We start from the raw sequence: 21882 nt of genomic DNA on the forward strand, positions 1-21882 counted from the left end.
AACAGGCAGCTTGGGCCATATTCCGCCGCATGGAAGATCCATACCAACGAGAAGGAACCGAAATCATGGACAGGCTCAAAGGCAAGCGCGCCCTCATCACCGGCGGCACCAGCGGCATCGGGCTGGAGACGGCGCGTCAATTTCTCAGTGAGGGCGCGCGCGTCGCCGTCACCGGCACCAATCCCGCCACGCTGGAGGCCGCGCAGAAGGAACTCGGCCCGGATGTGCTGGTCATCAAGGCCGACGCCGCCGACGTCGCGGGCCAGAGGATCGTGGCGGAAGCCGTCAAACAGGCGTTCGGCGGTCTCGACATCGTCTTCGTCAACGCCGGCATCGCTCTGCTCAAGCCCCTCGAGGCTTGGGACGAGGCCAATTTCGACCGCGTCTTCGATATCAACGTCAAGGGTCCGTATTTCTTGCTGCAGGCGCTGCTGCCGATCCTGGCCAATCCGGCATCGATCGTGCTGAATACGTCGGTCAATGCCCATATCGGCATGCCGAATTCGAGCGTCTATGCTGCCACGAAGGCCGCGCTGCAGTCATTCATCCGCACTTTGTCGGGCGAACTCATCGGGCGCGGCATCCGTCTCAATGCGGTCAGCCCCGGCCCCATCACGACCCCTCTTTACGGCAAGCTCGGTTTCAATGAGGCCGACCTCAAAAACGTTGCCGAAAACATCAAGGGCCTGGTGCCGGCCGGCCGGTTCGGTGAGCCCTCCGAGATCGCGAAGGCCGTGGTGTTCCTGGCTTCGGACGAGGCCACCTACACCGTCGGCAGCGAAATCATGATCGATGGTGGCATGGGCACGCTGTAAATCTCACCATCGCGACGGCCCGATCTGCCGCTCGTCCAACGCAACGCTCTTCACCAAGGCGACGATGGCGTCGCCTTCCCTGAGCCCGAGTTCGTTCACCGCCTTGCGGGTGACGGCGGCGGCGAGCTGATTGCCGCCTGGCAGGGCGATATGCACCAGCGCCAGCGGGCCATCGTCCATCTCGATTTGATCGATCTGGCCCTGCAGCGCGGTGCGCATAGTGAGGCCCGACAGTAGAGTGCGGCTCAGGGCAACATCGGTCGAGCGGATGACGATCCGGGTCGGCGTGCCGGCGGCGCCGATGCGGCCGATCATCTGAATCGCTCCCGCCGGATGCTCGATCGTGGTCAGCCCATGGGCGGCATCATAAGCGCCGATCTCCGCGGTGAGCACGGAGGCGAGGTCGAAGCGGCTTTCGTCGCTTTGCCAAGAGCGTCCGAACACGTCCTGCGGCGCGCCGCGCCGCACGATTTTGCCCTTGGCGAGCACGATCACCTGGGCGGCGAGCCGCGCCACTTCGGGGATCGCGTGCGAGACATAGATGATCGGCACGCCGGCGACATCGCGCACCTGCTCGATCATCGGCAGGATTTCCTGTCGCCGTGCGTCGTCGAGTGCCGCGAGCGGCTCGTCCATGGCAAGCAGGCGCGGCCCCATCAACAGGGCGCGGCCAATCGCGACCCGCTGGCGCTCGCCGCCCGAGAGGCTTTCGGGCCGGCGCTGCAGCAGGGCGCCGAGGCCGAGGGTATCGATCAACGGTCCGAAGGCCACGCGGCGCGCCGATTTCGGTGCGAGAAACTGGCCGAACAGCAAATTCTGCCGCACGGTGAGGTGCGGAAACAGCCGCGAATCCTGAAAGACGAGGCCGATTCGGCGGCGGTGCACCGGCATGGACAGGCCGGCCGCCGTGTCGTCGAGCGTCTCGCCGCCCAGCGTCACGCGGCCCTGTTGCAGCCGGGTCAGGCCGGCGATCAGGTTGATCAAGGTGGATTTGCCCGAGCCCGAGGGGCCGAAGAACGCGAGCACGCCGTCGGTATTCTCGAATTCGGCGTCGAGCACGAAATTGCCCGTCTCATGGTGAATGGCGCACGAGATCATGCGCGCGCCCGTTTCGCCAGGCTGCGGCGCTGCAGGAATTCGGAGGCAATGAGCGCCGCCATGGAGATCACGATAGCGACCAGGGTGAGGCGCATGGCCGACGCGTCCCCATCCGGCGTCTGCAGGTTGGTATAGATCGCCGAGGCGATGGTGCGGGTCTCGCCGGGAATGTTCGAGACGAAGGTGATGGTCGCGCCAAATTCTCCTAACGCCTTGGCAAAGCTTAAGATTGCACCAGAGATGACCCCCGGCAGAGCCAGCGGCAGGCTGACGAGGAGAAAGCGAAGGAACGGATTTGCCCCCAGGCTGCTCGCTGCCGCTTCGAGTTTGGGATCGACCGCCTCGAACGACAGGCGCATGGCGCGCACCATGAGCGGAAAGCCCATGATGGCGGAGGCCAGCGCCGCGCCGGTCCAACGAAAAGCAAACGTAAAATCAAAAGCTTGCAGCAGAAGCATGCCGAGCGGGCCACGCCGTCCGAACTCAAGCAGCAGGAAATAGCCAGTCACGACCGGCGGCAGGACGAGCGGCAGATGCACGAATCCGTCGAGCAAGGTCTTGCCCCAAAACTCCTTCTTGGCCAAAACATAGGCGAGCGCAATGCCCGGAATCAGGCTCGCGCAAACCGCAACCAGCGCGATTTTCAAAGACAGCAAGACGGCCGTCCAATCGTCGGGGGAAAGGGGCGCAAACAGCAAGAGGGCCGAAACCGTGAAAAATCAGTGCCCTCAATGTAGCGGAATGCGGCAGGCGTGCAATGGCGCCGAACGGACCGCGGCCTTCCACGCCGCCTCTTGCCCAGCGACCTGGAAGGCCGTGGTCCATTCTCGGGCTTGATTTTTTGGCCGCTAAACCTGATATGCGGGGCAAAGTTTCTCTCTTTGGAAAGCGCCTCATGACCGACCACGAAAAGCCGGAAAACAAGCCGCAAGCCGAGGACGCCGCACCGGCGCCGGCGGAAAATGCCACGCCGGATCCGTTCGCCGTCGTCGAAAAGCTCAATCAGGAAACCACCGAGCTCAAGGACAAGGTGCTGCGCACGCTCGCGGAAATGGAAAATCTACGCCGCCGCACCGAGCGCGAGGTGAGCGACGCGCGTACCTATGGCGTCACCAAATTCGCCCGCGACATGCTGGAATTCGCCGACAATATTCACCGTGCGCTCGCCAATGTGCCGGCTGACGCGCGAGCGAGCGAGGGGCCGCTGAAGACGCTTGTCGACGGCATCGAGGTGATCGAGCGTAATTTCGTCACCACCCTTGGCCGCCACGGCATCAAGCGCCTGGAACCGCAGGGCCAGAAATTCGACCCCAATATGCACGAGGCGCTGTTCGAGATCCCAAATCCCAGCGTGCCGTCCGGGACGGTGGCGCAGGTCGTGGAAGCCGGCTACGCCATCGGCGACCGGGTTCTGCGCCCCGCCAAGGTCGGCGTGGCCCGCGGCGGCCCGAAAGCGGCGCCCGCCGAGGAGGCCAAGGCCTCCGGCGACGCTTGAACGGGCTGTGGTTCAGTCTCGCTGATTGGATAGGCATCGCGGTTTTCGCGCTGTCGGGCTGCCTGGTCGCGGCCCGCAAGGGTATGGATCCGCTGGGTTTCGCCATGCTGGCGACGGCTACCGGCATCGGCGGCGGCACGCTGCGCGACATGCTGCTCGCCCTGCCGGTGTTCTGGGTGCATGACCCGGCGGACATGATCATCTGCCTCGCGACCGCGCTGGGCGTCTTTTTCGTCGGCTCCTTCTACCGGCCGCTGATGCCGATGCTCGAACATTTCCGGGCGTTGCTGTGGCTCGACGCAGCCGGTCTCGCGATTTTCGCGATCAGTGGCGCGGCCAAGGCGGAAATCAGCGGCGCGCATCCGTTGACCACCATTGTGCTCGGCATGATGACGGCCTGTTTCGGCGGCATCATCCGCGACGTTTTGGCGGGCGAGCGCTCGCTTCTGTTTCATCGCGAACTCTATGCCACGGCCGCTTTTGGTGGAGCGGCCACCTATATGTTGCTGGAATTGTTCGATTTGCCGGTGGCGATCACCACGGCGAGCGGGCTGATGGTCGGCTTTGGCCTGCGTGGGCTGGCGATCGTGCGCGGCTGGGCATTGCCGGCTTTCGCCCAATTGCCCGGCCATTGAGGCCCGGTATTCAGCGAAAAGACTACCTTTCCACCAGTGCTTTGCTCTAAATCCCGCCCCATGGGTTTTTCGTTCTCCGATTCACTGCCGATTGATGCGGTCCTGAGCGATCTCGCCGCCGCGCTCGACGCGCATGCGAGCGCCGTGCTCGTTGCGCCACCCGGTGCCGGCAAGACGACGCGGGTGCCGCTCGCCCTGCTCGATGCGCCATGGCTGAAGGGCGGCAAGATCATCGTGCTCGAACCGCGGCGTCTCGCGGCCCGCGCGGCGGCGGAGCGTATGGCCGCGACCTTGAACGAGGCGGTTGGCGAAACGATCGGTCTGCGTGTGCGGCTGCAATCGAAGGTCTCGAACCGGACGCGCGTCGAAGTGGTGACCGAGGGCGTGTTCGCTCGGATGATTCTCGACGATCCGTCGCTCGCCGGCATCGGAGCCGTGCTGTTCGACGAATTTCACGAACGCTCGCTCGATGCCGATCTCGGCCTCGCGCTGGCGCTCGACACGCAAGGCGCGCTGCGCGAGGATCTGCGGCTGCTGGTGATGTCGGCGACGCTCGACGGCGCGCGGGTCGCGTCCCTCCTGGGTGCGCATGTGCCGCTGATCGAAAGCGAAGGCCGCGCCTATCCGGTGACGACGCTGCATGCGCCGCGCGAGCCGCAAGCCCGGATCGAAGACGAAATGGCGAAAGTCGTTCTGCGGGCGCTGCACGAGGAGGCGGGCTCGATCCTCGCGTTTCTGCCGGGGCAGGGCGAAATCACGCGGCTTGCGGCGTTGCTGCAGGAGCGCGTGAGGGCGCCGAATGTCGACATCGCGCCGCTCTATGGCGCGATGGACCGCGCGGCGCAGGACCTGGCCGTACGCCCCGCCAAAGATGGCCGCCGCAAGATCGTACTCGCGACCTCGATCGCCGAAACCTCGCTCACCATCGACGGCGTGCGCATGGTGATCGATTCCGGCCTTGCCCGTGTGCCGCGCTACGAGCCGGATATCGGCGTGACGCGGCTCGAGACGGTGCGTGTCTCGCGCGCCAGCGCGGATCAGCGGCGCGGCCGTGCGGGCCGCACGCAACCGGGCGTGTGCTACCGGTTGTGGGAAGAGGCGGCGACGCTGTCGCTGGAACCCTTCGCCAAGCCGGAAATTCTCTCCGCCGATCTCTCCGGCCTGATGCTCGATCTCGCCGAATGGGGGACGCACGACCCGAGCCAGCTCGCCTTTCTCGACCCGCCGCCCGCGCCTGCGGTGAATGAGGCACGCGCACTCTTGCAATCCATCGGCGCGCTCGATGCGCATAGTCGCATCACGTCCGAGGGCAAAGCCATTCGCGCCTTGCCGCTGCCGCCGCGTCTCGCGCGCATGGTGCTCGAAGCGGCGCGGCATGGCGAGGAGCCGGCCGGGCAGGCGGCGCTCGTCGCCGCGGTGCTGGTGGAGCGCGGCCTTGGGGGAGATGCAGTCGATGTGGGCGAGCGGCTGGAGCGGTTGCAGCGCGAGCGCTCGGCCCGCGCGGGCGACACCAAACGCCTCGCGCAAAATTGGGCGACGCAGGCCGTGCGGCTCGCGGCGCGAGGCAATTCGTCCATCGCCGAACCGGAAAGCTTGGGCGAAATGCTCGCCATCGCCTTTCCCGATCGCATCGCGAAAGCACGTGGTAAGCCGGGCGAGTTCCTGATGGCCAATGGCCGCGCCGCGGCGGTCGAGGCGCATGATCGCCTTGCGCGCGAGCCGTTTCTGGCGGTTGCCGAAGTGGCGGGTCGTGCGTCCGCCGCGCGCATTCTTGCGGCGGCGCCGCTCAGCGTGGATGAGGTCGAGCAAATCGCCGGCGCGCGCATTCAAGAGAAGGACGAGATTACGTTCGACAGGGCGTCCGCATCCCTGCGCGCGCGCCGCGTCCGGCGGCTCGACGCAATTGTCTTCAGCGAGAAGCCCCTGTCCGCGAGCGACATGCCGGGCGCGGCGGAGGTTCTGGCCGCGGGCATTGCCGCGCTCGGAATCGCGCGCCTGCCTTGGACGAGAGCGCTGGCACAATGGCGCGACCGCGTGATGTTCCTGCGCCGCGCCGAGGGCGATGATTGGCCGGATTTGTCTGACGAGGCTTTGAGTGCGAACGGGGCGGCATGGCTCGTGCCCTATCTCAACGGCAAAACGTCGCTCGCCGCGATCTCATCGCAGGATCTGGACGAGGCGCTGAAAAGCCTTGTGCCGTGGGACCTGGCACGCCGTCTCGACATCGAAGCGCCGACCCATTTCGAAGCGCCGACCGGATCGCGCATCGCGATCGATTATGAAGCGGAAGGTGGACCGGCGATGGCCGTGCGCGTGCAAGAGCTCTTTGGCCTGCAACAGCATCCGAGCCTGGCGGGCGGCCGCATTGGCCTGACCTTGCATCTCTTGTCGCCGGCGCATCGGCCGATTCAGATCACCAAGGATCTGCCGGGCTTTTGGAAAGGCTCTTGGGCCGCAGTGAAAACCGAAATGAAAGGCCGCTATCCGCGCCACGTATGGCCCGACGATCCGGCGGCCGCAACCGCAACGACTCGCGCGAAACCGCGCGGCACGTAAGGAGTAAACATGGCACGCAAACTGTCCGGCAAAGTGGTCCTGGCAACGCATAATGCCGGCAAATTGCGCGAGATGCGCGAATTGCTCGGGCCGCATGGCATCGATCTCGTTTCGGCGGGCGAGCTTGGCCTGCCGGAACCGGACGAGACCGGCAGCACCTTCGCCGAGAATGCGCACATCAAGGCGCGCGCCGCCGCACGCGCGGCGCAGCTGCCGGCGATCTCCGACGACTCCGGTCTCTGTGTCGATGCGCTCGATGGCGCGCCCGGTATCTATTCGGCGCGCTGGGCCAACGGTTCGAAGGATTTCACCGGCGCGATGACGCGCATTCACGAAGAGCTGACCGCGCGCGGCGCGACCGAGCCCGAACAGCGCAAGGCGTATTTCATTTCCGCGTTGTCCGTTGTTTGGCCTGACGGGCATCAGGAATTGTTCGAGGGCCGGGTCGACGGCACGTTGGTCTGGCCCATTCGCGGCACGGCCGGTTTCGGCTATGATCCGTGCTTCCTGCCCGATGGGTACGAGCGCACCTTTGGTGAAATGACGTCCGAAGAAAAGCACGGCCTGCCGAAGGACGGATCGCAAGCTTTGTCGCATCGGGCGCGAGCCTTTCAAATGTTGGAGAAGGCATGTCTGTAACTCCCGGCTTCGGCGTCTATGTGCATTGGCCGTTCTGCCTGTCGAAATGCCCCTATTGCGATTTCAACAGCCATGTTCGCCATGCGCCGGTCGATCAGCCGCGTTTCGTTGAAGCCTTTCGTCGCGAGATCGCGCACCGAGCCAGCGTTGCGCCCGGCCGCACGGTCACATCGGTGTTTTTCGGTGGCGGCACGCCGTCGCTGATGCAACCGCAAACGGTCGCGGCGATTATCGAGGCGATCGGCCAGAGCTGGACGATGGCCGAAGATGCCGAGATCACGCTCGAAGCCAATCCCACCAGTGTCGAGGCGGATCGCTTTCGCGGCTATCGCAGCGCGGGAGTCAATCGCGTCTCATTGGGCGTGCAAGCCTTGAACGACGCCGATCTCAAGGCGCTCGGCCGCATGCACAGCGTCGAGGAAGCGATGCGCGCGGTTGCTGTCGCGGAGGGCATTTTCGACCGCTCCTCTTTCGATCTCATCTATGCGCGGCCGCATCAGACGCCGGAGAGCTGGCGCGCCGAACTCAAGCAAGCATTGACCCGGGCCAGCGGCCATCTCTCGCTCTATCAATTGACGATCGAGCCCGGCACGATGTTCGAGCGGCTGCATCGCGCCGGCAAACTCGCCGTGCCGGATCCCGATCTCGGCCGCGCTTTTTGGGACGTGACGCAGGAAATGACGGCGGCGGCGGGCTTTCCGGCCTACGAGATTTCCAATCATGCGCGGCCGGGCGAGGAGAGTCGCCACAATCTCGTCTATTGGCACTACGGCGAATATGCCGGAATCGGTCCCGGCGCGCATGGCCGCCTGCGCACCAATGAGGGCCGCTTCGCCATGGCGACGGAGAAACATCCTGAAACGTGGCTGCAGCTTGTCGAGCGCCAAGGTCACGGGCTGATCGAGAACGATCTTCTGACACCCGAACAGGAAGGCGATGAGTTCCTGCTGATGGGCCTGCGCTTACGCGAAGGGATCGACACACGCCGCTATGCTGATCTGACCGGCCACCCGCTCAAGCAAAACCGCATCGATTTGCTGCAGGCGCAAGGCATGCTGGATGCAGCGGATGCGCGGCGCCTGCGCGTGACACCGGAGGGGTTTCCGGTACTCAATGCGGTGATCGCGAGTTTGGTAGGGTAGGGCAAAAGACCCTTCTCCCTCTGGGAGAAGGATTACGCCACTTCCAAGATATCCTTCATCGGCGCAAGGCGCTTGCCCTTGCGCTCTTCCGAGGGCGTGCGCTTGAAGTGCTCCGAATAGCATTTGGAGAAATGCGAGGCCGAGACGAAGCCGCAGGCGATGCCGACCGAGAGGATCGGGATGCTGGTCTGCAGCAGCAATTGTCGCGCCCGCTGCAAGCGGATGGTGAGGTAGTGCCGGGTGGGCGTCGTGTCGAGATATTTCTGGAACAAGCGCTCCAACTGCCGCGGCGACAGCGACACGATTTTCGCGAGCTGCGAGCAGCTTGCCGGATGTTCCAGCCGCTTCTCCATTTCCGCGACGACCGCGAGAAGCTTGGGATGCGCGACGCCGAGCCGCGAGCGCAATTCCATGCGCTGCCGCTCGTTGGGCTCGCGCATGCGGTGGTGGATGAGTTCGTCGGTGACGAGCGCCGCGACCCGTGTGTCGCAGCGGGTGGCGATCAGGCGCAGCATCATGTCGATGGCGGCCGTGCCACCGGCACAGGTGTAGCGGTTGCGGTCGATCTCGAACAATTCCTGCGTCACGTCGAGCGCCGGGAATTCCTCGCGGAAGGAATCGAAATTCTCCCAATGGATCGTGCAGCGATAGCCGTTGAGCAGACCGGCGCGCGCCAGCACATAGGGGCCGGTGCACAGCGCCCCGAGCGCCACGCCTTGCGTCGAGAGTTTGCGCAGCCGGGCGATCAGTGGCCCGAGGTCGGCCTTCTGGATATCGACGCCACCGCATACAACGACGAGCGACGCGTCCTTGAGATCGGTGAAAGCGCCCTGCGGGGTGACCGGCACGCCGTTCGATGCGGCGACGGGTTTGCCGTCGGGCGAATAGCAGGCCCAGGTGAAGGCTTCCGTCCCCGAAACCCGGTTGGCGAGGCGCAAGGCCTCGATCGCCGATGTGAAAGCGATCATCGAGAAATCCGGCACGAGAACGAAAATCACGCGGTAAGGGTTTGCGGATGCTAAGGTTTTGCTCATGTCCGAAATCCTTCACCACTTGACGCCATTTGATTTTATCCAATTTACGACAATAATAGTCGTAATCCAGGAATTTTTACTGCCCTCGCGCCTTTTATTTCGTTAAAGGGTGGCAGGGCGTAAAAGGTGCGGCGCTTGATCCTGCGAGCGCGGCGCCCCATGTCCGCATTTCGTCACCGTGAAAGGCCCTAGCTGTGCTGCAAGAACTTCTCAAAACAAAGCCGTATCTGCTCGCCGATGGCGCGACAGGGACAAACCTGTTCGAGATGGGTCTGGTGGCCGGCGAGACGCCCGAATTGTGGAACGACACGCATCCGGAAAGAATCGAGAAGCTGCACCAGAGCTTCGTCGACGCCGGCGCCGACATCATTCTCACCAATTCCTTCGGCGGCAACCGCCGCCGCCTGATGCTGCACCAATTGCAGGATCGCGCGCATGAGCTGAATGCCAAGGCGGCGCAGATCGCCCGCCGCGTCGCCGAGAAGGCTGGACGCCCCGTCGTCGTCGCGGGCTCTATCGGGCCGACCGGCGATCTCTTCGCCCCGCTCGGGCCGCTGACCGAAGAGGAAGCGGTCGAGGTCTTCAAGGAGCAGATCGAGGGGCTGAAGGCGGGCGGCGCCGATGTGATCTGGATCGAAACCATGTCGGCGGCGGAAGAGATCCGCGCCGCGTCGGCGGCTGCGATCGCCTGCGGCATGCCCTATACGGTGACGGCGAGCTTCGACACGGCGGGCAAGACCATGATGGGCATTGCGCCGCAGGCCTTGGCCGATTTCGCCGAGGCGCTCGCGCCGTCGCCGGTCGCGGTCGGCGCGAATTGCGGCGTGGGTGCCAGCGACCTCCTGGTGTCGGTCCTCGGCATCACCGAGAAACATCCGGGCGCGGTGGTCATCGCCAAGGCCAATTGCGGCATTCCGCAATGGCACGGCGATCATATCCACTACACCGGCACGCCGGAATTGATGGCCGATTACGCGCGCCTCGCGCTCGATGCAGGCGCGCGGATCGTCGGCGGCTGCTGCGGCACCTCGCCCAAGCATCTCGCCGCGATGCGCCAGGCGCTCGATTCGTACGCGGCAGGTGGGCGTCCGGATATGGATGAGATCGTCGGCCGGATCGGCCCGCTTGTCTCACCGCCGTCACAGGAAAGTGCTGAGCCTGCGGCGCGCCGGAGCCGCCGCAGAGGTTAGGACGGCGAAACGCGAATAGAGAGCAGCGAGTAGGGAACAGCGGCGCATCGCGAATCTCTATTCGCTGGGCTCAAGATTCGCACTTCGCCGCATGGACGTGACATGACCGAGACTGCAGAACAATTCGATTACATCATCGTCGGCGCGGGCTCCGCCGGCTGCGTGCTTGCCAACCGCCTGAGCGAAGACGGCAAGAATAGCGTGCTGGTGCTCGAAGCGGGCGGCAGCGACCGCTCGATCTATGTGCAGATGCCCTCGGCCCTGTCGATCCCGATGAACATGCCGAAATTCGTCTGGGGCTACGAGAGCGAGCCCGAGCCCCATCTCAACAACCGCCGGCTGCACGTGCCGCGCGGCCGGGTGATCGGCGGCTCGTCGTCGATCAACGGCATGGTCTACGTGCGCGGCAATGCGCTCGACTTCGACCATTGGGAGGAGGAGGGCGCCAAGGGCTGGTCCTACGCGCGCGTGCTGCCCTATTTCCGCCGCGCCGAATCGCGCGAGGAGGGCGGCGACGAATATCGCGGCGGCAATGGCCCGCTGCATACGAGCTACGGCTCGCTCGCCAATCCGCTCGCCCGTGCCTTCATCGAAGCCGGCGTCCAGGCCGGCTATCCGCTGACCGACGACATCAACGGCTTCCAGCAGGAAGGCTTCGGCCGCATGGACCGCACCATCCACAAGGGGGTGCGCTGGAGCGCGGCCAATGCCTATCTCAAGCCGGCGCTGAAGCGGCCCAATGTCGAATTGCGCTCGCGCGTCCTCGTGACACGCATCCTGTTCAAGGGCAAAAAGGCCGTCGGCGTCACCTATCTGCGCGGCAAGCAGGAGATCAGCGTCAAGGCGCGGCGCGAGGTGATCGTCGCCAGCGGCCCGATCTCCTCGCCGCATCTGCTGATGCTGTCGGGCGTCGGACCCGCGGCGCAATTGCGGGCGCTCGGCGTGCCGGTCGTGCACGATCTGCCAGGGGTCGGCGAGAATCTGCAGGACCATATGGAATTCTATTTCCAGGTCGCCTGCGATCCTTCCGTCACCCTGCATGGCGCGATGAACATCGTCTCGAAGGGCATGATCGGCGCGCGCTGGTTGGCGAGCGGCAAAGGCTTAGGCGGCACCAACCATTTCGAATCTTGCGGCTTCATCCGCAGCGCTGCGGGCGTGCAATTCCCCGACATTCAATATCACTTCCTGCCGGCGGCCGTGTCCTATGACGGCCAGTCGCTTTCGAAGGATGCGGGCTTCCAGGCCCATGCCGGCACGATGCGCTCGAAGTCACGTGGCTATGTGCGGCTCAAGTCGAGCGATCCGCGCGTGCATCCGACAATCCTGTTCAACTACATGAGTCATCCGGACGATTGGACGGAAATGCGCGCCGCCGTACGCTTGACGCGCGAGATCCTGGGCCAGAAGGCTTTCTCGCCCTGGCGCGCCCACGAGATGCAGCCGGGCGAAGCGGTGCAGAGCGACGAGCAGATCGACGAATTCCTGCGCGAGAAGCTCGAAAGCGCCTATCATCCCTGCGGCACCTGCCGCATGGGCGCTGCGGACGATCCGATGGCGGTCGTCGACCCGCTGACCCGGGTGCGCGGGCTGCAGAACTTACGCGTCGTGGATTCCTCGATCATGCCTTCGGTGACGACGGGCAATTTGAACGCGCCCAGCATCATGATCGGCGAAAAAGCCTCCGACCATATCCTCGGCCGCGACCCGCTGCCGGCAAGCAACGCGCCGGTCTATGTGGCGGAAGGGTGGGAGATGCGGCAGAGGTAAGGCCGCGCTCCTCCCGGCAACTTGCGCTACAGTCATGTTGCGGTTTGCCGTGCCGTCATTGCGAGCGAAGCGAAGCAATCCATCTCCCAGTCTATGATCCCCGAGCCGCAACGGCCCCGCTGCGGCAAAGACTTCAAGGGAAGTGGATGGCGGGCATGCGCTCGCCATCATCACGGTGTTGCCTGGATTGCTTCCGCGCCACACCCGCCTCACGTCACACCAACGCGTGACGCTCTACAAACATACAGGATTGCTTCGTCGCTTACGCTCCTCGCACTCAACTCGGGCTTGCCCGAGTTGAGCAATCAAAAATGTTGCGAACCCGCGCAAGCGCGGTTCGCAATGACGCGCTTGCGAAGAGCGACGCGTTTCCTCAATGCGTGGCGTCCGGCATCGAGGCTTTCTTCTTCTCGATGAACTCGCGCAACGCCTCGTCGACGCCAGCGTCGATCTCCGGCATTTCATATTCGGCCAGCATCTTCTTCCACAGCTTGTTGGCGCGCTGCGACGCGTCGAGCTTGCCTTCGGATTCCCATTGCTCGACCGAATTGTTGTCGGCGATGTTCGAGCGGTAGAAGGCGGTTTCGAAATTCGCCTGGGTATGCGCGCAGCCGAGGAAGTGGCCGCCCGGCTGGACCTGATGGAACGCATCCATCGCCTGGCCGTTCTCCGACAGATCGATGCCCTTGGCGAGCACGTGCATGCCGCCGAGCTGGTCGAAATCCATCACGAATTTTTCATAAGACGCCGAGAGGCCGCCTTCGATCCAGCCGGCCGAATGCAGCACGAAATTGGTGCCGGCAAGCACGGTCGGCACCAGCGTGTTCGCGCTCTCGTAAGCTGCCTGCGCGTCGGGGATCTTCGAGGCGCAGAGCGAGCCGCCGGTACGAAACGGCATCTTCTGCCGGCGGGCGAGCTGGGCCGCGCCATAGATCGCCATCGAGGCTTCCGGCGTACCGAAAGTCGGCGCGCCCGATTGCATCGACAGGGTCGAGACGAAGGTGCCGAAAATCACCGGCGCGCCGGGGCGCACCAATTGGGTGAAGCTCGCGCCGGCCCACACTTCGGCCAGCACCTGCGTCAGCGTGCCGGCCACCGTCACCGGGCTCATCGCGCCCGAGAGAATGAACGGCGTGATGATGCAGGCCTGATTGTTGCGGGCATAGACTTCCGCCGCGCCGAGCATCGTGTTGTCCCACACCATCGGTGAATTGGCGTTGATCAGCGAGGTGCAGACCGTATTGGTCTCGAGGAATTCCGCGCCGAACAGAATCTTGCACATGTCGACCGTGTCTTGCGCACGCTCCGGCGCCGTCACCGAGCCCATGAACGGCTTGTCGGAGAGGCGCATATGCGCATAGACCATCTCCAGATGGCGCTTGTTGACCGGCAGGTCGACCGGCTCGCACACGGTGCCGCCCGAATGGTGGATATAGGGCGACATGTACGCGAGCTTCACGAAATTGCGGAAGTCCTCGATCGTGCCGTAGCGGCGGCCCTTGTCGAGGTCGTGCACGAAGGGCGAGCCGTAGTTGGGCGCGAACACGGTGGCGTTGCCGCCGATCTGCACCGAGCGGGCCGGGTTGCGGGCGTGCTGGGTATATTGGCTCGGCACGGTCGAGATGAGCTGTTTGGCGAGGCCGCGCGGGAAGCGCACCCGTTCGCCCTTGACGTCGCAGCCAACGCCTTTCAGGAGCTCGATCGCGCGCGGATAATCGCGAAACTCGATGCCGACTTCCTGCAGCAGGGTCTCGGCATTGTGCTCGATCAATGCGAGGCCTTCTTCATTGAAGAGCTCGTAGACCGGGATGTTGCGGGTGATAAAGGGCACCGAGGCGGCGCCGCGCTGGGCACGGGCGGTGCGGCGGGCTTCCCGGCCGCGCCGGGCTTCTCTGGGGCTCTCTGCGGCTTCGCTCATGAAACTCTCCTCCCGCTTCCGGGCTTATCAGTCACTTAGGGTCAGGACCTGAATAGGATAGGGTCTGGATGAGATCAAAAAGGTCAAATGCAAGGAGCGTTGCGCAGGGCAATATGTCGATATTGCCAAGCGGCGCGACGCTGCAGTTGACCTTTTTCATCTCACCGCAGGCGCGGCCAAAATGACCGATTGCGTCGTTGATGCTCCTAGCGGGACATACGTTCCGCGTCGTCGCATCGCCTAGCACTCGGCCATTTTGGCCGCGTCCAGACCCCATCCTATTCAGGTCCTGACCCTACCCCTATCTTTAGGGGATACGCGCCGAAGGTCTAGCTTCAGGCGCGCCGCCGACTTGTCTGCAAACGCCATTTGGGTTTGGCTGAGAGCGTCTTAGCGGCGAAGAGCTGCACCCATGGCCCCGCCGATCACCCACGTTTCGGTCTACGCCGCCGAAATTTATGCTAAGCGTTCCGGGGCGATGCAATTGCGCGCCATGAACCTCGTCTTTGAGGCGACGACGGCGCGCGGCATGACCATCGTCGTGCCCTCCGCCATGGCCGACCGTTTGAATCCGGGTGGCTCGAGCGCGATTTTGGGGGCCGTCGCGACGCAACCGTGAGGTATCGTGTTCGCCCAGACCTCGAGGACCGAAAGATGACACGAAGCCGTTTCGTAACTTTGCTGTTCTGTCTGGTGTTGGCGGCGGCGGTGTCGTGTACGCAAGCCCTCGCCGGCGAATTCGTGACCTTCAACAGTGCCGCATATCGAGTCGGCCTGCTGCAGCAGCGTGCGGCGCAAGCACTCGGAGAGACTGCGTTGCCGACACCCGGACCAGCAATCCGTGGCTATTTTGCCAAGCCCGACGGAACGGGGCCTTTTGCCGCCGTGGTGGTCTTGCATGGCTGCGGCGGCGGGACGGACGCATCGCTCAGCGCGGCGGCGCAGGGGATCGCAAGCCTCGGTTATGCCGCCTTGGCGGTCGATAGCTTCACGACGCGTGGTATTCGTGAAGCCTGCGATCGAATGCCGCCTGATCGCTTGGCGGACGCTGCCGGCGCTCTGGCCTATCTCGCCCAGAGTTCCGATATTGACCCCAAACGCATTGCACTGCTTGGCTTCGCGCAGGGCGGCAGCGTCACCCTATCGGCGGCGTCGGCGCAACTGGGCGATCTTTTCGCGCTCCCCGGCGGTTTGCACTTCAAGGCCGCAATCGCGTTTTACCCGGATTGCCATGTGCTCGATGATCAGTTCAACGAGCCAGGTCTCATCATGATCGGCGATGCCGACGATTGGGCGTCGGTGAAGCACTGCCAATATTTCATGGCGCGCCGCGCCGGCAGGGGCGCGCCGGTTCAGCTCATTGTCTATCCGGGCGCGTATCACGCTTTCGATGTCCCCGCGCTTGGCGACGGCGTCATGGCCTATGGTCACTGGCTCAAATATGATGCGGCGGCGAGCGCGGCATCGGAGCGGGAATTGGTCGACTTTCTCAAAGAGCAATTGGCGCCTTAGGGCATTCCTCGCGTTGCAACGGGGTCGCAGTCGATCATTCCCGCACGCGCGTTGGTCGTGTTGCCTTTGATCGCCGCCTATACGATCTTCTTCTTTGGTGATGTTTTGGGCCAGGGCGACGACCTTGTCCGGTGATTGATCGTGCACGGAGTGCAGAATGGCGCCGCCGGTTACGGCACTATTGGAGACATCGCTTTACGCCGCCGACATGGCGGTCACCGCGCGCTTCTATGCCGAGGTGCTTGGGCTACGGCTGCTGCTGACCTCGCCGCGCCTCACTGCTTTCGATGCCGGACGCGGCACGGTGCTGCTGGTGTTCCAAAAGGGCGCGACGGAGGAGGACGGCGTGACCGACCGCGGCACGATCCCCGGCCACGACGGCACCGGCCGCCTGCATTTGGCGCTGGCGATCCCGCCGGAGAGCCTGGAGGCGTGGCGGGCACAACTCGCGGCGCATGAGGTGACCATCACCGGCGAATTCCACTGGCCGCGCGGCGGCACGAGCCTCTATTTCAGCGATCCCGACGGGCACGTGGTGGAGCTGGCGACGCCGGGATTGTGGGAGGTGTATTGAGGGCGCGTGGCCTCATCGGGAGGATAGGTCATTTATGCCTGAATTTAACACATTGAAATATAACGGAATATTTCTCTATCAGTTCGTTCCCAATTTTTGTTCTGGTGTAATCTATCGACGCTGTAGGAGGGTTAAGAGGCGCTTGGCGAGGCGGCGTCGATCAAACAGAGTAACCAATATGTTCACTATATGTTTATATCATAAGGCCAGGGCCATGTCGATCTTTTTGTGACGTCAGGGTTGGCCGCGCGGCGGCACGAGCCTCTATTTCAACGCCCCCGACTGCTACGTGGTGGAACTGGAGACGCCCGGGTTGTAGGAGACCTATTGAGGCCTGGCTCAAATATTCCATTTCTATGCAGATAATTTATTCAGTATTAATATATTGAAATAGGAAACTATTCCCCTGCTGCAGTGAAATTGATCGCGAAGGCAGCCCGTGCAAGATACCCGATCGATGAGCTGAAAAAGAACCCGGATTCAAGCTACTGCGCCTCTCCTCGGCTTTTCTGCCTAAATTTTTCAAAATGTCTAATCAGTCCTTCGCGCACTATATTCGGAACTGCCATTATTTTTTTCTTTGTTAGCTCCTGAGCAGCTCTAAACTCATGTATTTGCTCCATGTTCGGATACGGCTTACTGTCATGCAATGCTTTAAGTTGAGTGTATTGATCTTTAATAAATTTCGCACATTCGTCCTCCCAGTGCAGTATTCGATCGTGAGGATGTGGGGGAATATTGCAAAGTTCCGCAGTCTCCATCGTTGTGGCTAAGTAAGCGACATTCCATTGGCCGTAAGGCGTCAATTCGAGGCGGTCCATAAGAAAATCGGCAAACTCGCCATTCCAGCATTTGTCGCCAATAAGGAAAAAAGGCTTGAGCTGATGTTGTCGTCCGTACGATGCCTGAAGTTCCTCATTCTTTTGGCGCAGGGTCTTCTCCAACGCGTCTTTGTCCGCAGCGATGCGGGCATCAATTTCTTTTTTAATTTGCGATTTTGTCTTGACCAGATTGCTGGCGTCTTCCGGATGTTTCCCCAGGCTTCTCAAAAAAGCCCCGAGCTTGGGATCATCCCAGAGTTCGGGCGGGAGGATGTGCCGCATGTCGGTATCTGTCCGCTCAAAGCTCAAGGGCATTTTTGGCGGGTTCTTAACCTGTTGCGTGCCATCAAGGCTCCGTGGCGATTGTGAAGGCCCTGTGATCGGCGGTGTTTTTTTGAAGAGTTTCGAGAACCACGACATTTGAAACCAGTCGCCATAAAATATTTGTTTCCGATTGATCTTGGTATTTGAGGTCGTGTCAAGCGCGCACAGAGTTTAAAGTCGGCCTCACTTGCCTCTGGTGAATTTCCCAGGCCCCTGTCGCGCTCTCCCCCAAGAATGTCGCACCCAGACTTTTCCCGCCGCCGCCGACCCCCTAATCTGCCTGCCACAATCTTCGGAGCAGTGGGCACATGGCAGAATTTCCTAAGAACGCCAAAGTCGTCATCGTCGGTTTGGGGGGGATCGTCGGGGCGTCGATTGCGCATCACCTCATCGAGCGCGGCTGGAGCGATATCGTCGGCATCGACAAGTCGGGCATTCCGACCGATATCGGCTCGACCGCCCATGCGTCGGACTTCTGCTACGCCACCAGCCACGATTTCCTCTCCTGCTGGACCACGCTCTATTCCATCGATTTCTACGAGAAAATGGGCCATTACGCCCGGGTCGGCGGCCTCGAAGTCGCCCGCGTCGGCGACGATGGCCGCATGGACGAAATCAAGCGGAAGGTGGCGTCCGGCAAGGCTTTTGGCACCCGTGCCCGCCTGATCGAGCCGGCCGAAATCAAGGAAAAGTTTCCGCTGATCGAAGAACAGATGGTGCAGGGCGGCCTGTGGGACCCGGATGCCGGCCTCGTCATTCCGCGCTCGCAGACGGTCGCCGGCAAGCTCGTCGACCAGGGCGTCGCCAGCGGCAAGTTGCAGTCCTTCGCCAATACGCCGGCGACGTCGCTCATCATCGAGGACGGCCGCATCAAGGGCGTCGTCACCCCGCGCGGCACGATCCACGCCGATTATGTCGTGGTCTGCACCGGCCTGTGGGGCCGCTTGATCGCCGAAATGGCGGGTGAGGACCTGCCCGTGATGCCGGTCGACCATCCGCTCACCTTCTTCGGGCCCTACAACGAATTTGCCGGCACCGGCAAGGAAATCGGCTGGCCGCTCCTGCGCGACCAGGGCAATTCGGCCTATATGCGCGACACCGGTGACCCGACCACCGCCGAGGGCGGGCAGATCGAATGGGGTTATTACGAGGAGCATAATCCGCGCCTCTGCCATCCGCGCGAGATCCTGGAAAAGCATGAGGCGCGCCTGTCGCCGTCCCAGCGCGATCTCGACATGGAGCAGATCCTCGCGCCGCTGGAGCGGGCGATGGAGCTGACGCCGATCCTGGGTGAGCTTGGTTATAACGAAAGCCATTCGTTCAACGGGCTGTTGCAGGTGACGACCGACGGCGGGCCGTCGATCGGCGAAAGCCAAAAGGTGCGCGGCCTGTGGTATGCGGTGGCGATCTGGGTGAAGGATGCGCCGGGCATGGCCAAGCTGGTCGCCGACTGGATGACCGATGGGCGCACGCCGATCGATCACAACCGCATCGATTATTCGCGCTTCTATCCGCATCAGTTCGACGAGAAATTCATCGAAGGCCGCTGCGGCGAGGCGGCGCAGAAAGTCTACAACCCGGCGGTGCATCCGCGCGAGCCCTATGCCACGGGCCGCAACGTGCGCCGCTCGCCGTTCTACGAGCGCGAAAAGGAACTCGGCGGCTATTTCATGGAGCTTGGCGGTTGGGAGCGCGCCCATGGCTATGCCGCCAACGAGCACTTGCTTGAGAAATACGGCAACCGCGTGCCCAAACGCGCCAACGAATGGGACAACCGCCATTTCTGGCGTGTATCCAATGCCGAGCAACTGCATCTGAGCGAGGATTGCGGCATCATCAATCTCTCCCACTTCGCGATGATCGATGTGGAAGGGCCGGACCATGTCGCGCTGCTCGAATGGGTCTGCGCCGCGAGGATCGGCGGCGACGCCAATATCGGCAAGGGCATCTACACCCATTTCCTCGATGAAAACGGCATGGTGCGCGCCGACCTCACGGTGTTCCGCATGGCCGACCGCTGCCGCATCGTGGACGGCGCCGATGCCGGCCCGCGCGACTATCATTATCTGCGCCGCGTCGCGCAGGATAAGGGCTTCAATGTCACCGTCACCGACGTGACGGAGAAGTTCGTGACCATCGGCATTTGGGGGCCGAATGCCCGCACCACCTTGCAAAAGGTTGTGGCCGACCCGGCCGGCCTCGCGCTCGAAAACTTCCCCTTCGCCGCGATCAAGCCGATCAAGATCGCCGACAAGGACGTCATGGCGTTCCGCATTTCCTATGTCGGCGAGCAGGGCTGGGAATTGCATATGCGTTATGAGGACGGCCTCGCGGTGTGGGACGCTTTGCGCGCGACCGGCGTGATGGCGGTCGGCGTCGAGACCTATGCCAACAGCCGCCGCATGGAGAAAAGCCTGCGCCTGCAGAACGCCGATCTCTTGACCGAATACAATCTCTTCGAGGCCGACCTCTCGCGCCCCAAGGTGAAGGACGCCGATTTCTGCGGCAAGGCAAAGCATGTCGAATACCGCGCCCGCGCCCATCAGCCCGCGATGCTGTGCACGCTGGTCATGACCGACAACGTCGATGCCACGGGCGTGGCGCGCTATCCGGTCGGCACGCTGCCGGTGATGGACCCGGCGACGGGCGAAACCCTGGTGGACGAACTGGGACGCCGCTCGTTCACCACCTCCATCGCTTACGGGCCGAGCCTGGGCAAGAATATTGCGCTCGCCTATCTGCCGTGGTCTCATGCCCAGGAAGGGCGCAAGTTCAACGTGGAATATTTCGGCGAGATCTATCCCGTCGAAGTGGCCGCGGTAGGCTACAAGCCGCTGTACGACCCGGAAAACCTGAAGCCGCGGACGTGATTGGCGAGGTCGGTTCCTCCCTTCTCCCACGGCAAAGCCGTGCGAGAAGGTGGCACGCGAAGCGTGACGGATGAGGGAGAAGCGACTGGGTGAGCTCCAAAATGCCTGGAGCAGAGTGGGATTTAGAAAAATGGGTGCTCACCCAGTCGCACTGCCCTCATCCGCCTGTCGGCACCTTCTCCCGCTGTGGCGGGAGAAGGGCGCTCACCACATAGGATTGCACCCATGACCGACGATCCGCGCATTCACCCCTTTTTCGCCGAAGTGCGCAAGCAAGCGCTGGCGTCGGTCGATGAAAACGACCGCCGCACGCTCACCTGTTCGCGTTGCGGCGGCGGGTTCGGCTGCAATCCGGTCGGCAAATGCTGGTGCTCGGATGAGGATTTCAAACTCCCGAGCCCCTTGCCCGGAAAATTCGCTTCCTTCGGCGATTGCCTCTGCCCGAAATGCCTGCGCGAAGTGGCCGCGGAGTTGAAGGATCTGGCGCCGCCGACATAGCGGCGCCGGTTGCGCTAATGGACCCGGAAGAGATTGTGCACCGGAACCGTGTGCAGCGGCACGGTGCCCCGCGGTTGCGTGCCGAAATAGGTCACGTTGCCGACCTGGCCATTATGGCCGCGGTACGAATAGGGCTGCACGCCGCCAAGGTAGGTCACGTTGCCCATCTGGCCATTGTGGCTCGGATAGGTCGTCGGCGGCGCGCCGAAGAACGTCACATTGCCCATCTGGCCGTTGTGGCCCCGGTATTGGTAGGCCGGCCCATAGAACTGGACACCGCCGTAGGAATAATTGGACGCGGCCGAGGCGGGTGACGCGACGGCCAGAAGGGTTGCGCCCGCGCCGCAAAGGATTGCGGCGGCGGACATGGCGCAAAGCATGATTTTGCGTGTGGACAGGACTGACATGGCTTTCCCCCGAGAATGGCGTTCGGGGTGCCGATCACCCCTCAGATCCACACGTTAGGCGGAAGCGCGCATGCACGATGTGTTGGCCGGCACAAGGTGGACGTGAGGCAGATGCCGCCGTCCTATTCCTTGTGCCACACGCTGCGCTCGTACTCAGTGAACGCAGCCACCATCGCCCGGTAGGTCTTTTCTACCACGTCCTCGGACAATCCCTGTTCCTGGGCGAGGCGGCGTGCTTTCGCCACGACCTGCTCGATGCGGGCCGGCGCGTTGACCTCGTCCAGGCTCGGCTTGAATCGCCCGGCCTCGGCCACATATTTCTGCCGCTCGGCCATCAGCTTCACGATGTCGCGGTCGATGCGGTCGATGTTGTCGCGGACCTCTTGCAAATTCTCGCAGCACTTGCCGCCATCGACCGACGGCTTGCCCCAGAAGGCATGGCCTTGCGCCGCATCGTCGGCGGACGCAGGCGTGCCGCAGACAGCGATGGCAAGGATGGTTGCTGCCAGGAGTAACGTGGGTTTTTGCATGGCACTATCCAAAGTTTTGTTAAGGAATGGGTAAGGAGACGATCCTGCGACGTC

The 21882-nt window shown here is 63.0% G+C and carries 20 protein-coding genes; 13 read left to right on the forward strand and 7 right to left on the reverse strand.

Going from position 1 to position 21882, the window contains the following annotated elements:
• Positions 1-65 precede the first annotated feature (65 nt).
• A complete protein-coding gene (locus V9T28_RS01590) occupies positions 66-815 on the forward strand; it encodes an SDR family oxidoreductase (RefSeq protein WP_116400474.1) in 750 nt (249 codons plus the stop codon).
• Between the two features lie 3 nt (positions 816-818).
• Here V9T28_RS01590 and modC read toward each other — a convergent pair whose 3' ends face one another.
• Together modC and modB are read right to left on the reverse strand one after the other, a co-directional pair.
• The gene (modC, locus tag V9T28_RS01595; protein WP_116400475.1) at positions 819-1913 is read right to left on the reverse strand and encodes a molybdenum ABC transporter ATP-binding protein; all 1095 of its coding nucleotides are present in this window, start codon (positions 1911-1913) and stop codon (positions 819-821) included.
• Positions 1910-2569: a molybdate ABC transporter permease subunit gene (gene modB, locus V9T28_RS01600; RefSeq protein ID WP_445242141.1), complete on the reverse strand. Its 660-nt coding sequence runs from the start codon at positions 2567-2569 to the stop codon at positions 1910-1912. Before modB ends, modC begins: the two co-directional genes overlap by 4 nt.
• A gap of 239 nt (positions 2570-2808) precedes the next feature.
• Between modB and grpE the strand changes: the two genes are divergently transcribed.
• The 5 genes from grpE to hemW are packed head-to-tail and all read left to right on the forward strand — an operon-like array spanning position 2809 to position 8380.
• Positions 2809-3408: a nucleotide exchange factor GrpE gene (gene grpE, locus V9T28_RS01605; RefSeq protein ID WP_116400476.1), complete on the forward strand. Its 600-nt coding sequence runs from the start codon at positions 2809-2811 to the stop codon at positions 3406-3408.
• Positions 3405-4043 carry a trimeric intracellular cation channel family protein gene (locus tag V9T28_RS01610; RefSeq protein WP_245424062.1) on the forward strand — a complete coding sequence of 213 codons (639 nt, stop codon included), beginning with the start codon at positions 3405-3407 and terminating at the stop codon, positions 4041-4043. The genes grpE and V9T28_RS01610 overlap by 4 nt, the downstream gene beginning before the upstream one ends.
• Before the next feature lie 60 nt (positions 4044-4103).
• Positions 4104-6599, forward strand: coding sequence for an ATP-dependent helicase HrpB (hrpB, locus tag V9T28_RS01615; RefSeq protein WP_116400477.1), 2496 nt, complete (start codon positions 4104-4106; stop codon positions 6597-6599).
• 9 nt (positions 6600-6608) lie between these two features.
• Positions 6609-7238: an RdgB/HAM1 family non-canonical purine NTP pyrophosphatase gene (gene rdgB / locus V9T28_RS01620; protein WP_116400478.1), complete on the forward strand. Its 630-nt coding sequence runs from the start codon at positions 6609-6611 to the stop codon at positions 7236-7238.
• The gene (gene hemW / locus V9T28_RS01625) at positions 7229-8380 is read left to right on the forward strand and encodes a radical SAM family heme chaperone HemW (protein WP_116400479.1); all 1152 of its coding nucleotides are present in this window, start codon (positions 7229-7231) and stop codon (positions 8378-8380) included. The genes rdgB and hemW overlap by 10 nt, the downstream gene beginning before the upstream one ends.
• Before the next feature lie 32 nt (positions 8381-8412).
• Here the strand turns inward: hemW and V9T28_RS01630 are convergent, their stop codons facing one another.
• A complete protein-coding gene (locus V9T28_RS01630; protein WP_116400480.1) occupies positions 8413-9414 on the reverse strand; it encodes a GlxA family transcriptional regulator in 1002 nt (333 codons plus the stop codon).
• 194 nt (positions 9415-9608) lie between these two features.
• Between V9T28_RS01630 and bmt the strand changes: the two genes are divergently transcribed.
• The gene (gene bmt, locus V9T28_RS01635; protein WP_116400481.1) at positions 9609-10604 is read left to right on the forward strand and encodes a betaine--homocysteine S-methyltransferase; all 996 of its coding nucleotides are present in this window, start codon (positions 9609-9611) and stop codon (positions 10602-10604) included.
• A 102-nt stretch (positions 10605-10706) separates the two neighbouring features.
• Positions 10707-12374, forward strand: coding sequence for a choline dehydrogenase (gene betA / locus V9T28_RS01640; protein WP_116400482.1), 1668 nt, complete (start codon positions 10707-10709; stop codon positions 12372-12374).
• A 373-nt stretch (positions 12375-12747) separates the two neighbouring features.
• Here the strand turns inward: betA and V9T28_RS01645 are convergent, their stop codons facing one another.
• Positions 12748-14292, reverse strand: coding sequence for a trimethylamine methyltransferase family protein (locus V9T28_RS01645; protein ID WP_116400483.1), 1545 nt, complete (start codon positions 14290-14292; stop codon positions 12748-12750).
• Between the two features lie 412 nt (positions 14293-14704).
• On the opposite strand from V9T28_RS01645, the gene V9T28_RS01650 reads away from it, so the two are divergent.
• The 3 genes from V9T28_RS01650 (at position 14705) to V9T28_RS01660 (ending at position 16378) form a co-directional block, all read left to right on the forward strand.
• Positions 14705-14911 carry a hypothetical protein gene (locus tag V9T28_RS01650; RefSeq protein WP_116400484.1) on the forward strand — a complete coding sequence of 69 codons (207 nt, stop codon included), beginning with the start codon at positions 14705-14707 and terminating at the stop codon, positions 14909-14911.
• A gap of 35 nt (positions 14912-14946) precedes the next feature.
• Positions 14947-15804, forward strand: a complete 858-nt coding sequence (locus V9T28_RS01655) for a dienelactone hydrolase family protein (protein WP_116400485.1) — start codon at positions 14947-14949, stop codon at positions 15802-15804.
• Between the two features lie 157 nt (positions 15805-15961).
• On the forward strand, positions 15962-16378 hold the full coding sequence (locus V9T28_RS01660) for a VOC family protein (RefSeq protein WP_116400486.1): 417 nt from the start codon (positions 15962-15964) through the stop codon (positions 16376-16378).
• Positions 16379-16863: 485 nt separating this feature from the next.
• On the opposite strand, the gene V9T28_RS01665 is transcribed toward V9T28_RS01660, so the two are convergent.
• Positions 16864-17619, reverse strand: coding sequence for a hypothetical protein (locus V9T28_RS01665; protein ID WP_147306425.1), 756 nt, complete (start codon positions 17617-17619; stop codon positions 16864-16866).
• Between the two features lie 212 nt (positions 17620-17831).
• Between V9T28_RS01665 and V9T28_RS01670 the strand changes: the two genes are divergently transcribed.
• Positions 17832-20393 carry a GcvT family protein gene (locus tag V9T28_RS01670; RefSeq protein ID WP_116400488.1) on the forward strand — a complete coding sequence of 854 codons (2562 nt, stop codon included), beginning with the start codon at positions 17832-17834 and terminating at the stop codon, positions 20391-20393.
• Positions 20394-20618: 225 nt separating this feature from the next.
• A complete protein-coding gene (locus V9T28_RS01675; protein ID WP_158554771.1) occupies positions 20619-20891 on the forward strand; it encodes a cysteine-rich CWC family protein in 273 nt (90 codons plus the stop codon).
• A 14-nt stretch (positions 20892-20905) separates the two neighbouring features.
• Here the strand turns inward: V9T28_RS01675 and V9T28_RS01680 are convergent, their stop codons facing one another.
• On the reverse strand, positions 20906-21298 hold the full coding sequence (locus V9T28_RS01680; protein WP_116400489.1) for a hypothetical protein: 393 nt from the start codon (positions 21296-21298) through the stop codon (positions 20906-20908).
• A gap of 122 nt (positions 21299-21420) precedes the next feature.
• Positions 21421-21828: a chorismate mutase gene (locus V9T28_RS01685; protein ID WP_116400490.1), complete on the reverse strand. Its 408-nt coding sequence runs from the start codon at positions 21826-21828 to the stop codon at positions 21421-21423.
• Positions 21829-21882: the final 54 nt, after the last annotated feature.

Origin of the sequence: Methylovirgula sp. 4M-Z18, from assembly GCF_037890675.1 — a bacterium.
Classification (GTDB): Bacteria; Pseudomonadota; Alphaproteobacteria; order Rhizobiales; family Beijerinckiaceae; genus 4M-Z18.

What these genes read in the sequence shown, in the direction of transcription:
- V9T28_RS01590 (WP_116400474.1), top strand. Translation starts at nt 66, where the DNA reads ATGGACAGGCTCAAAGGCAAGCGCGCCCTCATCACCGGCGGCACCAGC.
- V9T28_RS01680 (WP_116400489.1), bottom strand. Translation starts at nt 21,298, where the DNA reads ATGTCAGTCCTGTCCACACGCAAAATCATGCTTTGCGCCATGTCCGCC.
- hemW (WP_116400479.1), top strand. Translation starts at nt 7,229, where the DNA reads ATGTCTGTAACTCCCGGCTTCGGCGTCTATGTGCATTGGCCGTTCTGC.
- V9T28_RS01675 (WP_158554771.1), top strand. Translation starts at nt 20,619, where the DNA reads ATGACCGACGATCCGCGCATTCACCCCTTTTTCGCCGAAGTGCGCAAG.
- V9T28_RS01655 (WP_116400485.1), top strand. Translation starts at nt 14,947, where the DNA reads ATGACACGAAGCCGTTTCGTAACTTTGCTGTTCTGTCTGGTGTTGGCG.
- grpE (WP_116400476.1), top strand. Translation starts at nt 2,809, where the DNA reads ATGACCGACCACGAAAAGCCGGAAAACAAGCCGCAAGCCGAGGACGCC.
- hrpB (WP_116400477.1), top strand. Translation starts at nt 4,104, where the DNA reads ATGGGTTTTTCGTTCTCCGATTCACTGCCGATTGATGCGGTCCTGAGC.
- modC (WP_116400475.1), bottom strand. Translation starts at nt 1,913, where the DNA reads ATGATCTCGTGCGCCATTCACCATGAGACGGGCAATTTCGTGCTCGAC.
- V9T28_RS01630 (WP_116400480.1), bottom strand. Translation starts at nt 9,414, where the DNA reads ATGAGCAAAACCTTAGCATCCGCAAACCCTTACCGCGTGATTTTCGTT.
- V9T28_RS01685 (WP_116400490.1), bottom strand. Translation starts at nt 21,828, where the DNA reads ATGCAAAAACCCACGTTACTCCTGGCAGCAACCATCCTTGCCATCGCT.
- V9T28_RS01660 (WP_116400486.1), top strand. Translation starts at nt 15,962, where the DNA reads ATGGCGCCGCCGGTTACGGCACTATTGGAGACATCGCTTTACGCCGCC.
- rdgB (WP_116400478.1), top strand. Translation starts at nt 6,609, where the DNA reads ATGGCACGCAAACTGTCCGGCAAAGTGGTCCTGGCAACGCATAATGCC.
- V9T28_RS01650 (WP_116400484.1), top strand. Translation starts at nt 14,705, where the DNA reads ATGGCCCCGCCGATCACCCACGTTTCGGTCTACGCCGCCGAAATTTAT.
- betA (WP_116400482.1), top strand. Translation starts at nt 10,707, where the DNA reads ATGACCGAGACTGCAGAACAATTCGATTACATCATCGTCGGCGCGGGC.
- V9T28_RS01665 (WP_147306425.1), bottom strand. Translation starts at nt 17,619, where the DNA reads ATGTCGTGGTTCTCGAAACTCTTCAAAAAAACACCGCCGATCACAGGG.
- V9T28_RS01645 (WP_116400483.1), bottom strand. Translation starts at nt 14,292, where the DNA reads ATGAGCGAAGCCGCAGAGAGCCCCAGAGAAGCCCGGCGCGGCCGGGAA.
- V9T28_RS01670 (WP_116400488.1), top strand. Translation starts at nt 17,832, where the DNA reads ATGGCAGAATTTCCTAAGAACGCCAAAGTCGTCATCGTCGGTTTGGGG.